At 40.1% G+C, this 16,658-nt stretch carries 10 protein-coding genes; 1 reads left to right on the forward strand and 9 read right to left on the reverse strand.

The features are described 5' to 3' along the window. Window positions 1–84: 84 nt before the first annotated feature. The gene (locus B3297_RS00600) at window positions 85–513 is read right to left on the reverse strand and encodes a Fur family transcriptional regulator (protein WP_046671865.1); all 429 of its coding nucleotides are present in this window, start codon (window positions 511–513) and stop codon (window positions 85–87) included. 266 nt (window positions 514–779) lie between these two features. Continuing rightward, the gene (gene fsa / locus B3297_RS00605) at window positions 780–1,439 is read right to left on the reverse strand and encodes a fructose-6-phosphate aldolase (RefSeq protein WP_070562966.1); all 660 of its coding nucleotides are present in this window, start codon (window positions 1,437–1,439) and stop codon (window positions 780–782) included. Between the two features lie 181 nt (window positions 1,440–1,620). On the opposite strand from fsa, the gene B3297_RS00610 reads away from it, so the two are divergent. Further along, a complete protein-coding gene (locus tag B3297_RS00610; protein ID WP_286778261.1) occupies window positions 1,621–2,841 on the forward strand; it encodes an MFS transporter in 1,221 nt (406 codons plus the stop codon). Here the strand turns inward: B3297_RS00610 and B3297_RS00615 are convergent. The 7 genes from B3297_RS00615 to B3297_RS00645 all read right to left on the reverse strand — a co-directional run bounded on the left by B3297_RS00615 (window position 2,827) and on the right by B3297_RS00645 (window position 16,504). Further along, window positions 2,827–3,270, reverse strand: a complete 444-nt coding sequence (locus tag B3297_RS00615) for a retropepsin-like aspartic protease (protein WP_070563232.1) — start codon at window positions 3,268–3,270, stop codon at window positions 2,827–2,829. The two genes, B3297_RS00610 and B3297_RS00615, sit on opposite strands and share 15 nt — an antisense overlap. A 154-nt stretch (window positions 3,271–3,424) precedes the next feature. Then, window positions 3,425–4,363 (reverse strand): malate dehydrogenase, encoded by a 939-nt coding sequence (locus B3297_RS00620; RefSeq protein ID WP_070562960.1) that lies wholly within the window; start codon window positions 4,361–4,363, stop codon window positions 3,425–3,427. A gap of 373 nt (window positions 4,364–4,736) precedes the next feature. Continuing rightward, window positions 4,737–7,067, reverse strand: coding sequence for a BamA/TamA family outer membrane protein (locus B3297_RS00625; RefSeq protein WP_070562958.1), 2,331 nt, complete (start codon window positions 7,065–7,067; stop codon window positions 4,737–4,739). Next, entirely contained in the window at window positions 7,033–12,318 is a 5,286-nt protein-coding gene (locus B3297_RS00630; protein WP_070562955.1) for a translocation/assembly module TamB domain-containing protein, read from the reverse strand. Before B3297_RS00630 ends, B3297_RS00625 begins: the two co-directional genes overlap by 35 nt. A 377-nt stretch (window positions 12,319–12,695) precedes the next feature. Beyond that, entirely contained in the window at window positions 12,696–13,070 is a 375-nt protein-coding gene (locus tag B3297_RS00635; protein ID WP_070562952.1) for a MauE/DoxX family redox-associated membrane protein, read from the reverse strand. A 19-nt stretch (window positions 13,071–13,089) separates the two neighbouring features. Further along, window positions 13,090–13,431, reverse strand: coding sequence for a DUF4342 domain-containing protein (locus tag B3297_RS00640; protein ID WP_236560276.1), 342 nt, complete (start codon window positions 13,429–13,431; stop codon window positions 13,090–13,092). Between the two features lie 436 nt (window positions 13,432–13,867). Then, window positions 13,868–16,504 carry a valine--tRNA ligase gene (locus tag B3297_RS00645; protein WP_112375522.1) on the reverse strand — a complete coding sequence of 879 codons (2,637 nt, stop codon included), beginning with the start codon at window positions 16,502–16,504 and terminating at the stop codon, window positions 13,868–13,870. Window positions 16,505–16,658 lie beyond the last annotated feature (154 nt).

Consider the following 16,658-nt stretch of genomic DNA (forward strand, 5'->3'; position numbering starts at 1 on the left):
ATAAGGAGCTAAACGGAGCACCTTCCGATAGCCAATGTAAAGACAGTTCAGCAGAAAAATAGTTTTGGATTGGTACAGCCTGATTTACTTTTTGCAATGATTACACACTCCAAGTGCATTTACTGCGATCGCTTCAAGACTAAAACCTGCTGGGATCGACACCTTTGGTAAGGTCATATCTTCCAGACAGTATACAGAATTGCATACCCGGCAAATAAAATGCACGTGTTGATCATGATGATCATGTTCTGAACAGTTTGTCGAACACATGGCATAAGTCGCTGTACCATGTAGATCAAAGATTTTATGGATAATCCCTTTCTCTTCAAAACTGGCCAATACCCGGTATAATGTGACACGGTCAATATCCTTGCCCAGTAATTTCTCTAGCTCTGGCTGCGAAATTGCCGAGTCTTTCCTCGAAATAATTTCAAGTACCTTCAACCGGGGTTGGGTAACTTTTAAACTATTTCGTTTGAGAATTTCTGGATATACAGTGTTGGAATCTTCCATGGATTTCTTCGTTAAGCCTTAGATCAAATACAAACTAAGAGAAATTTAAACTTATTTGCAAGTTTAAAAACTATCCGACGGATTTATTCATCGTATTTTTTCCCTTTAAATAGATCTGTAAGAAACAGAAACTGAATGTTTCATTTCTCAGAGATCATTTTTACAGTACAAAAATACGGAATCTCTTAAAAATAAGAAAACCGATAAGTTTAAGATTAGTGTCATCTTACCTATCGGTTTTCGTTATTATATGAAATATAGGAATCTTATTTGCCTGCAGCTTTCGCGTGATCAGCTAAGAATGTCGCTAGACCGCTATCTGTCAATGGGTGTTTTAATAAAGCTACAATCGCTGATAATGGACCTGTCATGACATCAGCACCGATTTTAGCACAGCCTAAAATGTGTGCGCTGTGACGTACAGAAGCTGCTAAAATTTGTGTAGGGTAGTTGTAGTTATCATAGATTAAACGAATATCTTCGATCAACGCTAATCCATCTGTAGAGATATCATCCAAACGACCGATAAAAGGAGATACATAAGTTGCCCCAGCTTTAGCAGCCAATAGTGCTTGACCAGCTGTAAATACCAATGTACAATTTGTTTTAATACCTTTTTTGCTGAAATATTTAATTGCTTTTACGCCATCTTTGATCATAGGGACTTTTACAACAATCTTGCTGTCAAGAGCTGCTAAAGCTTCTCCTTCTTTGATCATTTCTTCATAAGTTGTAGAAATAACTTCAGCACTGACATCGCCATCAACGATTGCACAGATCGCTTTATAATGGTTGATTACGTTTTCATCACCGCTAATACCCTCTTTAGCCATTAAACTTGGATTGGTTGTTACCCCGTCTAATACGCCTAAGTCTTGGGCTTCTTTGATTTGCTCTAGGTTCGCTGTGTCAATAAAAAATTTCATTGTATATGTTATTGAATGATAATTGTTTGATTATTCTAATGTTCAAAATAATGACGCAAAGTTATTGATTATATTCCAGTATTGAAGCATTGATTTTCACCTATTGTATCTTTATTTTAGCAAAAAGGAATCTCTTCTCCTAATTTTTTGTTATACTTTTAATATACTATTATCTTTACGTATGCAGGTTTTTCGTTCTCTCCATTATAGAAATTTCCGTTTACATGTTATAGGACAAGCAATTTCCCTTATGGGGACCTGGATGCAGCGAATAGCCATCAGTTGGTTGGTCTATGAATTGACAGGATCAGTGTTTTGGCTTGGTTTTGTTCAGTTTATCTCCCTATTGCCCTCTTTGGTCCTGTCTCCATTTATCGGCAGTTTTGTCGATAAGCACAAAAAGTATAAATTGGTTCTGATGACCCAAATTGGTTTGATGATACAGGCTGGAATCTTGACCTTGGTCGTTTATCTGAAATGGGAGAGTGTCTTATGGCTTTCCATCTTGGGTCTTATACAAGGGGTTATTAATTCCTTCGATGTTTTGGGTCGTCAATCGCTGATGATGTATCTGGTTGGTGACCGTAAAGATCTGCCGAATGCCATTGCCCTGAATTCAACAATTTTCAATGGTGCCCGAATGTTGGGACCTGCAATAGGAGGTATTTTACTGAGTACATACGGTGAACTCGTCTGTTTTGCCCTAAATTTTATCAGTTTTGTTCCGGTCATTATTACATTGTTGATGATGCAGGTCGATGAAACCCATGTTCAACTGAGCAAGGGAAGCAATTGGGAAGGCTTGGTCGAAGGCTTTCGTTACCTCAAACGCTCACCGCATATTGCTTCACTGATTATTATCATGACATTCTCCAGCTTGATCGTTATTCCGTATACCTCGTTGCTACCTGCCATAGCGAAAGAAATGTTTCATGGCGATGAGCGTACGTTTTCCTGGTTTGAAAGTGCCGCCGGCTTGGGTGCAATGATTGGTGCATTTAATATGGCCCGTTTAAAATCGGGCACCAATTTGCGCTATCAGGTGATGGGTGCTGCTGCACTTATGGGAATTGCGTTATTGTTTTTGGCGCATTCAAGTATGCTGCAGATGGCACTCGTCTATGTGATGTTGGTGTCCTTTGCCATGATGATGCAAAACTCAAGTATCAATACCTATATTCAGACGCATGCCATACCAATCTATCGCGCCCGGGCACTCTCGTATTACGTTATGGCTTTTCAGGGAATATTTCCCATTGGGACGTTGATGATCGGTTCCTTAGCGAGTTACAGTGGGCTTCGAATGACATTATACGTCATGGGTGGATTGGGGATATTGATCGCAATCGTATACTATGGCTATCTCCGGCTCCATATCCACAAACGCCTATTTAAGTTTTAATTTCCGGTTTCTTAATTTTAAGGTGCGTTTGGCATAATCAATGACAGCGCCATAGTCTGCAAAAATATCTCCACCCAATACGCCGATCACGGGTTCCAGATCCATCTGCTGATAGGCATAGTTGATCGAGCTTAAATCCAATACCGCCGTATTTAAGTTTTTTATCCGCCATTCACCTATGGTCAGACTCGGAATTTTCATGTTGAAACTCTCCATCGAATTGGTGCCAAGTCCTGTTGATAATGTTTCTGAAGGCTCAAGCTGTAATTGGTCTTCCAAAAGATGGACTAACTGTGTTTTGTCAAATACAGTTTTAGAGGCACCTGTATCAATCACCATCTTGAATGAACGGCTATATAATTCCACATCGACTAAAATATGTGTGCCCTGGCCCTGCAGATCCAGTAATTGAAATGGTACTGTTGTCATATAACCAAACATACCCAAAAAATCCCTTAAAAAAGAAATTTAAGGCCTCTAGCGTATGTTTAAAATGCCCTGAAAACGTTTATGCGTTAAGCCGATCATAAAAAAAGCTGTTATTTGAAGAATAACAGCCTTTCACCTTTTTATAGTTTATGCGCTACAGCGCTTTTATTTCTTTTAATACATCATTCATTGTACGCACTGCTTCTGCACTTTTACTGAATTTTTCTTTGTCCTCTTCATCCAGCTGAAGGGGGACAATCCGATCCCATCCTTTTTTATTAATGATAACCGGTACGCCAAGATTAATATCTTCTTGGCCAAATTCACCTTCGAGGTAAACGGATGCAGTAAATAACTTGTTTTGATCACGCACGATACTTTCGACCACTGCGGCTGTTGCGGCTCCTGGAGCATACCAGGCTGAGGTCCCGATTAGACTGGTTAGGGTTGCGCCACCAACCATCGTTTTGTGTACAATTTCGTCCTGCTCTTCCGGGGTAAGGAAATCAGTGACTGGAATACTGTTCCACGTGGAGTGCTTGATAAGTGGAATCATCGTTGTATCTCCGTGGCCGCCAATGACAATGGCATTGAGATCGGCCGCAGAAGCATTCAGTTTTTCGCTCAGTTGATATTTGAATCGGGCTGAATCCAATGTGCCCCCCATTCCAATGATTCTATTTTTTGGTAATCCACTTGATTTAAGTGCCAGGTAAGTCATGGTGTCCATGGGATTGGAAACGATGACAATGATAATATCCGGAGAATATTTTACCAGGTTCTCCACCACAGACTTGACAATATTCGCATTTGTGCCAATTAGTTCTTCGCGCGTCATTCCGGGTTTACGTGGAATTCCCGACGTAATGACGGCAACGGTAGAACCTGCAGTGGACAGATAGTCATTGGTTACTCCCTTGATTTTTGATTCAAAACCCAACAAGGCGGCAGTTTGTGCCATATCTTGCGCTTTACCTTCCGCAAATCCTTCTTTAATATCCAATAATACAATCTCTTCGGCGACATTTCGACGGATTAAATTGTCCGCTGTAGTTGCTCCTACAGCACCGGCACCAACAATAGTTACTTTCATATGTAAATTATTTGTTTATTCATGAGCTAATTTCCGCTTAAGAATTCATGCTGCCTTCGGCGGTTTTCTATGCCGTATAAAATATCCAGTCTCTCTTCACGAATGCGCGTATTCTTTACATGGATATTTCATGTGCATTGATGTGGATTAATAAATAATTCTTGAATTTAATCAATTATTGTTAGTAAATCAATGTATTTCGTGGGAATAACTTGTTTTTTGACATAATCGATAAGAAGGCAAATGCCATTGAACGAATAATGCATAATGATAGTGTCCAAAGGGTATGATTCTGATGGAATACCCCCCAAGAAAACAGGCCTGAAATTCGTTCAAGCCTGTTTTTTTTATCGTGTAAATCAAATTTTAAATCCTAGAATGGATAACCGATGGCTAAATTAAACATCAAATTATCCTTTCTCCATCTTGAACTTCCAAAGTCGATATCCTTAAATACCCAACGTTCTCCTTTGGGAAGATACGGGATGCGGAAAGGTATTGACATATCCGTACGTATGATCAGAAAAGTAAAGTCGAAGCGTAATCCAGCGCCACCGCCAACAGCTAATTCATTCAAAAAGTTCTTGCTGAATTTACCGCCGGGCTTGTTGACGTCATCCCGTTGCAACCACACATTCCCCGCATCAATGAACGCTGCCCAATGAACAAAGCCCGCTAATTTGGCTCTGTATTCGGTATTCAGCTCTAATTTGATGTCACCGGTTTGGTCTGCATAGAAAAGCCCATTGCTTAATTTTTCAGGGGCAACTGTTCCGGGACCAATTGCACGAGCACCAAAAGCACGGATACTGTTAGGTCCACCCACATAATATTGTTTTAAATAGGGGAGTGACCGCGAGTTGCCATACGAATAACTTAAGCCCAGACTGACCCGCGAGGCAAGCTGCGAATTCTCCGACAATTTGAGATAATGTCTGCCGTCGCCACTGATCTTGATATATTGGGAGAAATATGCATCGAACAATTTAAAGGTCTTCCCTTTATTGAAATCTGCTCCTTTTATCAAACCGAGTATATTTCCCGAGAGGTCCAAGTTGCCTTTGAAATAAAAGGTATTTTTCAAATGCTGCTTCATCGTATTTTGAAACGTAAAGTTGTAATTTGGGCCAATCGTAAATTGTGGATCTATTGCATGCCTTAACGCCGGAATGGTATCCATTTGTTTTTGATAGTTTTCTGAGATCCCTTTAGGCTGGACATAGGTAATCTCCATTAAAGCAAGATCGTGCTGCTTCTCCTCAGACTCCTGCCAGATATAACCGTAATCCAATGCGATGGAATTTAAGGTATATGCTTTGCGGCGATTTAAAAATTCATACCGTCCTTTGACGTAAGTCTTCGGGATAAAACGCCGTGTCGGTGAAATCCGTCCAAAAGGGGACAATATCCGTGGAAAAGTCAGTGTAGCCTCCATCCCGTAACGGTAATAACTCGAATTGAGGTCAGCCGACCCACCGGTCTGGGTTTCATAACCACCGAATACATTAAAACTCAACTGCTCCGCGCCTTTAAATGCGTTGCGTAAAGTCCAGTTGACATTGACCTCGGTACCATTGTATACTGAGGCCATTTTTCCTAAAAGTTCCACACGGAGTGATTTCTTGGGCAATGGAGTTAAGTAGTAGTAGACGTCCAGTGCGTTGGGGACTTCTTTGCTGTCGACAAAGTTATTTTTGACAAACTTCCAGCTATTGAGATTCACCAGGTGGCTGATGGTTTGATTGTGGGCATTACGGTTATAGACGTCGCCTGGATGGAAGAAGATATGATTCGCGATCACAGGCTTTCTATACAGATGCTGGCGGTCTATAAAATAGTAACTGCTATCATATAGTTCCGCATTGCGGGTGGATCGCTGATAACCGGAGCTTGTTTCCGTGTAGTTCGGGAAAATGTAGATTTTATTGATCTTGGACGGTACCCTTGCCTGTGCCGGTGTCTCCTTTTTCACCGTAACATACATATCGACTTTGTTGTTCCGATGCGAACTGTCTACCTGAACTAGGATGTAATCGGGACTGAAATAATAATACCCTCTATTTTTGAGGTCATTGTCGATGCGGTCGCGCTCATTGAGGATAACATCTAAACTGTAATTCTTACCCACTTGCAAGAGGCTTTTATCCGAGCTCGAACGGATATCTTTACCCAACTGTGTTGTGCTGTCGATGTCGAATTGAACAGATCTGATTCGGTAGATCAGATTAGGCTTGGCTGTATAATTAATGGTTGCTTTTTTGTCTTCAACTAAGGTGTCCGATTTCACTTCCGCATTGAAGAATCCAAAATTCTCCAGACGATTGCGCAATAGGTTTTCATTATATTCGCGATTGACGTCGCTCAATAGTACTGGTTCTTCACCGATCTTCTTGAGGAATTTTTTAATGATGTTATTCCCCGCAGAGTCCCCGGCCATATTGTTGAAATAGAGCTTGAATGGCACGCCGGCCAAACGTTTGTTGGGCTTTGGCATCAGTGCAGCTTCTAAATGAGTCGCAATCTTTTCCTTATTTTCTTTGGATATCGTGTCCGAATCGACTATTACATTGCCCTTGACATATAAGCTTTCCCCTTCTTTTAGATTCTTGGTGGAAGAGCAGGATGCTATGAATGCAGCGCATGAAACTATTCCCACAATATACTTCAGTTTAGTTTGCATGGTAATTCCTTTCCTCATCTTCATTTTTTATAGCTGTCGTTCTGATGGTATCTATAGTTGATTTTGGACTATCGCTTTTCGGCGTACGTTTCGTTGAGTCCAGCTGTTGCTTACGTCTCTCTTTTTCTCTTTCCTCCATACGCTTTCTGTATTCAGGACTATGGGTCATCAAACTATCTCGGATAACGGTGCGTACACTGTCGCGATAGACTGAATCGGTTTCCATACGTTCTACATCGAAACGTTTTCTGAAACCCTTGCTATTGGTGTCGTAATACTCTTTGAGTTTTTTCGAACTCATCCAGATCTCCTTAAATCGGTTGTAATCCATATTGATGATAAATCCGATACCCGTTTCTACATATTGACCTTGGAGTGTAACCTGATATTGATTTTTACGATATACCCGCGCAAAATAGCGGCCATCTTGCGAAAGTTGGTAATCCAATTGGATATCTCCAGCAATGTTGTTGGCTGTTTCTCCCGGACGTGTATTTCCTTCAACTTCAAAATTAGAGCCAACGGTAATTTTTAAACGGTCATTTAAAAGCATTTTAGACACGCCGATATTCAGATCTGTTCGGGTCTGGCCAGCTCCAGTAGCGTAATCTTCTTCCGAAGTTAGGTTGAAGTCCAGCTCTACTCCGGTGATAAGCTCGGAGGCAAGGCGGTTCAATTGACCGCTCAGGAACGAACTGATGCTATTTCTGACAATGGCTTCCGTACCGCCGCCACCGGATAAACTCTCAAATGGATTGGTCGACATAAAGCGCCCCAAAACAATCAGTGAAAAGACCTGTTTGTTCAGCTCAGACGGATTTTCACGTAAGGTGGTCAAAGCATTATTAACCTTGCTAATCACATCTTGCGAAACAACCGAGTTGTTTTCGTCCAAGTCGATATCAAAATTTAGTTGCGGTTGGAACAGTTTGTCTGTAATCTTCAGTAAGACATTGAAAGGAATCCGCTGCTTGTACAAATTAGCGTTTTCCGACCCCAGCTGCGTCGCTACAAGTTCGAGGGTTGGTGCTTTGGTTGTGTATGCTGCCGTGATATTTAGCTGCGCATCCAAGGGATCTCCATTCCAAGTGATGGTACTTCCTTTTCGGAATGTAAAATCCTTTTTCACGGGGCCAAAACTGAAGGAATAACTTCCTTTGTCTACTGTAAATGTACCTGACAAGGTAATTTTGCTACTTGCATCAATACCGGCGTTCAGTTCCGCTTCACCCTGGATATTCAGTGCATCTTGTGAACCAGCATCCAAGAGGATCTTAAATTTGGCGTCCTTATCGGTTTGAAGATTTAGATCTACGTCGATTCCCGTCAATCGGGTAACAGTCATAGAATCTAATTTTGCAAATACATTGGCTCTTGTTGTATCACTCTTATCAACAAATTCGACAACACCTTTACGATCGGCCATCCCAGGATCCTCGTTTGGCATAACAAAGGTAAAGTCCGTATCATCTAACACCTTGATTGTCCCATCAACGATAGGCTTATCCAGATTCCCCCGAATGCGCAGGTTCGACGTAAGGTACATTTTACCATAAAACATGTCGTTGTCGCTTTGTGTTGAATTGAGTACCTCAAAATTGTCGGTATTGACATTGAGATTGAAATCAAAATCAGTATATGTTTTGGTTTCTATGGATCCCGTTACCTTGGCAATATTTCCTTTTTTGTCTTCCAATGCAAATTTTGGGAAAGTAATGCCTCTTTCATCCAAATGAATGGTTTCATCTTTCGCTTTGAATAGTGCATTCAACATCGCAATATTGAACTGAGCATCTTTAAACTTAACATCGCCGTTAATGCGGGGTTTGGATGGCGATCCTGTTATTTTTAACTGGCCTTCCAAGTTTCCCTTCGAGTCTTTTAGATAGCCCAGACTAAATGCCTGAACCGTCTGCATAGAAAGCGGTGCAATATCTAAAGTGAAATCCAGGCTTGCCTCTCCCTGAGGAGGACTGATAAAATCACCACTTAATACGACATTATTGCCATTTTCACTGATACTGATATTCGCATTATAGGTGTTTTCTTTTTGATTATTCACTTTTATATTGACATTACCAACGGTATCTTTTCCAATATAAAATTTATCGATCACAAGATCAGAAACAAATACAGGGCTGCTTTCTAGGCGTGATATCGTTGCCTGGCCATTAATGCCGCCGCCAAGATCGACTGTTTCACTTTCAAGCATTTTACTTAATGTCTCAATGCGGAAATTCTTAAATGCAATGTTGAGCGGCGAATTGAGCACACTATCCTGCGATGATATGCTCAGCTCCTGTCCTTTATTACTTAAGATAAAATCACTGGCCTGAATACCTGTGCTTCCAAATTTGAGTACATTGTTTGGATTTATCGTCCACTTGTCGTAGTTCAGCATAAGGCCATCCTGAAGTAGGCTAAAAACAAATGCTCCATTATCCACGCGCATATTGGCGCCCAAATGATACTGCTCTTTCTCTTTCTTGTCTTTTATCCAGAGACCGAAATCCAAATTGTTTTGGATGACTTTACCACTGAATACGGTATTCACCAGTTCAATATTGCTTACCTTGATTTTATTGATCAATGCCGAGTAATACAGTGTACTGTCGAGGGTATTGATATCCAAAGTAACGTTATTGATTTCAGTGCCATTATAGATTATTTTCGGTGCATCCAACTTGGCGAGAATCGTTTTTGATTGACTGTTAAACATACCATCCAATGTGATATCCGACATCTCTGTCAGTTCTGGCAAGAAATCTTTGATAAACTTAGTTCGCGTCAATTGGGCCGAAAACTCGATGTTCTGTGGGTCGTATTTGGGCACTTTAACAGCTTTGCCTGGTTGGTAATATACCTGTAAGATGTCTTGAACGGCATTCTGCAATTCTAGAATTTTGTATTTTCCGACCAAATGGGCGTTTAAAAAGTCCGATTTTAAAAGTAGCAAGTTGCGGCTAGTATCCGCTTTTGCAATTAGTGATATACTGTCTAGCGAGTAATAAGCATCATTGTAAACAATGGATGAATTGGTAATGTGTGCTTCTCCGTTCAAAAAATTTGGATCGGCTGAACTGAAATTTCCAACGAGTTTACCATGGTATTTGAACTCGTCATCCATCAATTTTAACTTTTTAAGATTGATAGTGTCTACCATAAGCTCAAAATCCACCTGTGGATACTTGGATTTCATATTGGCTATCGCATTTAACTTCAATTGGATATTTGGATCAGGGCTGACGACAGCGGCTTTTATGTCCCCTTTGTCTGCTGTAAGATTCATATCGATATTCTGGTAGCGATAGCCCATGGCATCCATCCGATTTACTTTGCCATCAAAGTTGGCGACAAGCTTCTTGGGATCTGTTCCATGACCCTTAATTTTCCCTTCAAAGGAAAGTATGCCTAACGTACTGTCCATTTTCATGATCTTACCGATGTCAAAATCACGAATACTGACGAAAGCATCATAGGTTGTATCGCGGCCTATCATGCCTACTTTACCATCAAATTTGGCCGTCCCTTTCTCTGTTACCAACGAAAGATTGGTGTTAAACGCATTCATTCCGCCTTTAAAAGTTCCGGTAAGTCCGATTGTATTGGGTAATTCTATTCCGCTCGGCAACATTTTCTTTGAAACCAGCTTTTCGATATCCGAACGTCCTGTAGTCAATTTTTTTAAATTAAGATCCATGGACATTTTATCGACATTGGGTAGCCCCTTTAAATGTAGACTTGCAATGACACGTGTGTTGGACAGGGTTTGAAAATCAATTGCCGGAATATTGAGGTCATTTAACTTCCCGACAACGCGACCATCAATATTAAATTTTTTGTCCATCAACGGTTTCATCACCTGCATGGTGTCCAAAAAAGGAGCGAAATAGTAGATATCGCGCATATCAACACGGCTCTTTTTGATGGTTGCATTGACGTAGATCAGTTCTGGTTTTTTAGCGATAACATCCAAAGAAGGATAAGTTATTTTTAAGTAATCACGCAGCAGAGTGCGTGGCGTCTCTGCATATAGATTTTTGATCTCCGCACCGGTATTTGTATACTTAAAATCCCCCTTCAATTGCTTGATCACAAACCCCGATTGATCGGAGGCTACAAGTTCTTTGAGTGATCCACTGATGGAATCGGCACTGTAGTAAAGATCATTTAAACTGGTTTTCATCCCAGGGATCTTAATGTTGAAGTAATCAAAGCCTTTCATACGGGCCTGATTATCGTCTCTATAAGCTAAGCTTGTTTTATTGATCTGGATTTCTTTGGCAGAAACAACCCAGTTTATTTTGGTTGTATCCGCGGTGTTTTTCGCTGCTGCGTTTACTTTTTTCTGGATCTTTCCAAAGAGCACAGTATTGTCTGAACCGTCAAGATTGATCGTCTGAATATCGACAAGTTCTTTGTTAAGGTCGATCTTGTTAATGTCCGCATGGAGGTTCTTAATATAAAATTTGGTGTTCAACAGGCTAGACTGATCCTCGTAGCGTACTAAGATATTCGTCAGGTCTGCGATCTGTATACCGACATCGGGAAGCAAGGCGGTTGTTTGTGCGGTTTTATCCGTAATGCCAAAGTCTTCGACCGAGGGAGCTGTACCGTCCTTAATCGGCCGCCATTGTTTCACTGTGGCGCTCAGACCATCTATTTTCACTTTTGGAAGATTGAAGGCCATGTTTTTTGTGAGGTCGAACTTTTTGATATTGGTATTTAGGCTGTTCAGGTAAACATCGGCACTTGTTCCAATGACGTCATCGGCATAAACAATATGAAATTTGTCAAATTTGACTTTATCGAGGTTAAATAGGAGGGCTGAACTGCTGTCTGCAGTTGCTGTGCTTTCTTTTTGGGAAGCGAAAGCTTTAACAATATAATCAAAGTTGAACGAACTGTCCGGCAATGTACGTCGAATTTTTGCAGTGATTCCTTCTGCTTCGAGACGCTGTATTTCAACTGTGTTTTTCAATAGCTTGAGCATATTGATATCAACAGCAATGCTTTTTCCTGCTACTAAGGTATCTTTACTTTGGTCGGCTAAATAGATATCCTCCAATACCAGTTTTTTAGGAAAATCAATATTAATGTAGCCAATTTTAACAGGGGTACCAATTTTGCCTTCTACATATTGCGTTACTTTTCCGGCAATATAATTCTGAACGGCAGGTATTCTGATTAAAAATACAATAAGAATAGCCAGCGCAATGATGACTCCAATAATCCACAATATTGTTTTAAAAGCAATTCGGGTAAATCTGTTCAACGTATTATTTGATTAAGTATCTATTAATAAAAATTAAAACGGAAAAAAGTTTGCTAAGTTTACAGATATTAACATATATCGCCACTATTTCAGCAAACTAAGATAAATTTGCCTGTAAATGCAAGTTTAATTTCTGTGTTATACCTGCTAGCAGATATTAGATAGTTTCTAATTTCCCTTATATAAAGTCATTATATCTTCGGGGCTGTTCTAAAAACACATCAAATAATTGACCAAACCATTCTAGCCGTACAAAGTTTTTTGTTTTTTAATTTTATGTTAATAAAAGCATTAAATACCTATTAATTTGTCAAAAAAATAGGTAATTAATACATGTAGTATTCTGTCGAATAGTTGTTTTGGGGAAGATAAGGCAATTATTCCATCAATTTTTTATACTTGCCCCAGTTTTCAAATACCACCCATAGCCATATAATGAAAAGTACGGCCCAAATAATTAATCCCAGTTGGCTGTAAAAAATCATATTGTGGGTAAAAATGCCAATGAGTATTGGAAAGATGACTAATGCACCCAAAGTTCTTGTCTTTGGAAAAATAAACAGTAAACCACTCAGGAGTTCGATAATTCCGACTAGTGGCATTAACCATTTTATCGTAGCAAAAGCCTCAAATACCTTTTTCATGTCCATATCCATAGGTGGCGTAGGCATATAATGAAAAAGCTTATCTAGCCCCGCATTGATGAAAAGCAAGGCAAATAAAATGCAAAGTATATTTTTAAAAATCTTCATAACGGTCAATTTTAGTTCATTATTTTACTGTTATCGTTGTTGGCGGATCAGTACTGTTATCCTCGTCATTTTTTTCTTCCTTGTTTGTATTTCGTTCTACAGTGATGGTACATTCTGTAAGCAATGCTGCGACAGCACCAATTGCTGCAAAAACAGGTGCTAAGATCAAGCCTATTGCGCCGATAGTCACCGGAAAACTCATGATTTCTTTACCATGTTTGTCCGCAATGCTGATTTTGCTCACATTGCCCTCGGCAATGATTTCCTTGATTTTCTGTAAAAGGTTTTCACCGTTAATCTGAAATGTTTCTTTGAATCCCATAATGCTATAATTTAAGTTCGCTCCTATAAAGTTATTCATTTTTTTACAGGAATCCGTATAAAGTTAATTGCATTGTTTGTTGCTGAGCAATTATAAAGTGCACTGTTTAAACGGGAGAACTTCATGTTGCATTTTTACTTTACAAGTTTATATCGTGCATCCTTAACATATATATTACCTGTGAATGGCCAACCGAAATTCTCTTGAACCGCCTGTTTAGCATTTTGCAGAAACCGGATTTTCGGTGTGTAAAAGCTAGGAACCGACTTCATCATTTACACGATTATTTAACGTAAATGATACGGATATAGGACGGAGCTTATTCGGTTGCGACCGAATAAGCTCCGAAGAAGTACCGAACAAGCACCGAAGAAGCACCGAAGGATCTCCGAATTTGATTATCTTGAAATATAAAAAAAGTCCCGCGCAGCGCACGGGACTTTTTACAAAATTTATTAGCTCTATTGCATAGGTCTTAGCCCAATGCTATTAAGCTTTCTTCAAGAATTTTAATCTTTGCTTCGGCATCTGCCTTTTTACTTTTTTCGTTTTCAACAATTTCAGGTTTAGCATTTTGCACAAACCGCTCATTGGAAAGCTTTTTGTCTACAGATACAAGGAAACCTTTTAGGTATTCCAATTCTTTGGCAATACGTTCACGTTCAGCATCCGCATCAATATTGTTCTCCAAAGTAACATAACATTCGTCTTTGCCAGCAAGGAAACTTGCGGCTCCGGCTACTTTCTCAGAAACAAAAGTTACGCCTTCCAAGTTTGCAATTTTGGTAATGATGTCAATATATTGTGCTAAATTGATATCTGATTGTTGATTGATAGCCAATGGCAATGCTACTTTAGGGGAGATACCTTTAGAATTGCGGATATTGCGAACTTCCGAAATAATTTGCTGAGCGACAGCGAAATCTTTGATAAGCTGCTCATCAAAATCAGTTGCTGTCGGATAAGCGGCGACGATAATGCAATCTTTCTCGTCTTTCACACCGAACAGTTCGTCGTGCCACAATTCTTCTGTCAAGAAAGGCATGAAAGGGTGTACTAAAGTGAGTATACGTTGGAAAAAAGATTTTACTGTCTCTAAGGTTTCACTAGAAATAGGGGAGCCATAAGCCGGTTTCACTAATTCAAGGTACCAAGCACAGAAGTCATCCCATACCAATTTGTAGGTTGTCATCAATGCATCTGATAAACGATAGTGTTTGAAGTTTTCTTCGATATCGACCAAGGCTTGATTTAACCTTGCCTCAAACCAAGATGCTGAAATCTTATCTGAATCTGAAGCCGGAGTAGCAGTAATTTCCCAACCTTTAACCAAGCGGAAGGCATTCCAGATTTTATTGGCAAAATTACGGCCCTGTACACAAAGTTCTACATCAAAAGGAAGGTCGTTACCTGCTGGAGCAGTCAATAACATGCCCATCCGCGTTGCATCTGCACCATATTCGTTCATCAAATCTATCGGATCGGGAGAGTTGCCCAGTGATTTAGACATTTTGCGGCCCAGTTTGTCCCGTACAATACCTGTGAAATAAACATTTTCAAAAGGCAATTGTCCACGGAACTCATAGCCCGAAACGATCATACGTGCTACCCAAAAGAAGATAATATCCGGAGCAGTGACTAAATCTTGCGTAGGGTAATAGTAATTAATTTCTGCATTTTCTGGTTCGTTGATGCCATTGAAAACTGAAATTGGCCATAGCCAAGCTGAAAACCAAGTATCAAGCACATCCTCATCTTGACGTAGATCGGTCAATTGAAGCGCTGTATTACCTGATTTTTCTTGCGCTAGAACAAGGGCCTCTTCAACCGTTTGTGCAACCACAAAGTCTTCGTTTCCGTCGCCATAGAAATACGCCGGTATCTGATGTCCCCACCACAATTGTCTTGAAATGTTCCAATCGGTAACATTCTCCATCCAGTTGCGGTAGATATTTTTGAATTTTGTCGGATGAAATTTAATGGTATCATTCATCACATTATCCAATGCCGGTTTTGCAAGATCTTCCATCTTTAGGAACCATTGATTGGAGATTTTTGGCTCTATAACAGCACCTGTTCGCTCTGAAGTTCCAACATTATTGGTATAGTTTTCAACTTGCTCCAATAACCCTTTTTCCTCAAGCTCTTTCTCGATTTCTTTACGTACTTTAAAACGATCCATACCTGCGTAATGCAGGCCATTGTCGTTTAGTTTTGCTTCGTCGGTAAAGATGTCGACAAATTCCAGGTTGTGCTTTTTACCTAGTGCATAGTCGTTCACATCGTGTGCTGGAGTAACTTTAAGGCATCCAGTACCAAACTCCAAATCGACATATTCATCTTCGATGATGTTCACCTTTCTGCCAACGATCGGCACAATGACTTGCTTTCCTTTTAACCAGGTATAGCGTTCATCATTGGGATTGATACACACGGCTGTGTCACCAAAGATGGTTTCAGGACGGGTAGTCGCCACAACAATGTATTGATCTGTTCCCTCAACCTGATATTTCAAGTGGTATAATTTGCCGTTTTTCTCTTTATAAATAACCTCTTCGTCTGAGATATTTGTTTTTGCTTCAGGATCCCAGTTGACCATGCGGTAACCACGATAGATTAATCCTTTATGATATAGATCGACGAATACACGGATAACAGATTGGTATAATTCTGGATCCATGGTAAAACGTGTACGATCCCAGTCACAGGAAGCGCCAAGTTTTTCGAGCTGTTTTAGAATAATACCACCGTATTTTTCCTTCCATTCCCAAGCATGTTTTAAGAAATCTTCACGAGATAAAGATCGTTTATCAATTCCTTGTTCTTTCAACATAGCGACGACCTTAGCTTCAGTGGCAATGGAGGCGTGATCGGTCCCCGGTACCCAACAAGCGTTTTTCCCCTGCATACGTGCCCGGCGAATCAAAACGTCTTGAATGGTATTATTCAGCATATGCCCCATGTGCAATACTCCCGTGACATTCGGAGGGGGCATCACAATCGTGTAAGGTTCACGTTCGTCCGGGGTGGAACGGAAAAATCCATTCGCTTTCCAATAGCTGTACCATTTTTCTTCAGCTTCTTTTGGATTGTAAGTTTTCGCTATGCTCATTTTAAATTTTTGTATTCAAACTTTTAAGGAACACAAAAGTAAGGAATTCTATGTTATTTTCCTTAGTAATCCATTGATCTTGTTCTCAAACAAAAAGAAGTTATGAATAATGGCTAAGCAATACGTTTAATGAGGATCCTCCTAAGCAGAAGAG

The organism is Sphingobacterium sp. UBA3519, from assembly GCF_002377215.1.
GTDB classification, from domain to species: Bacteria; Bacteroidota; Bacteroidia; order Sphingobacteriales; family Sphingobacteriaceae; genus Sphingobacterium; species Sphingobacterium multivorum.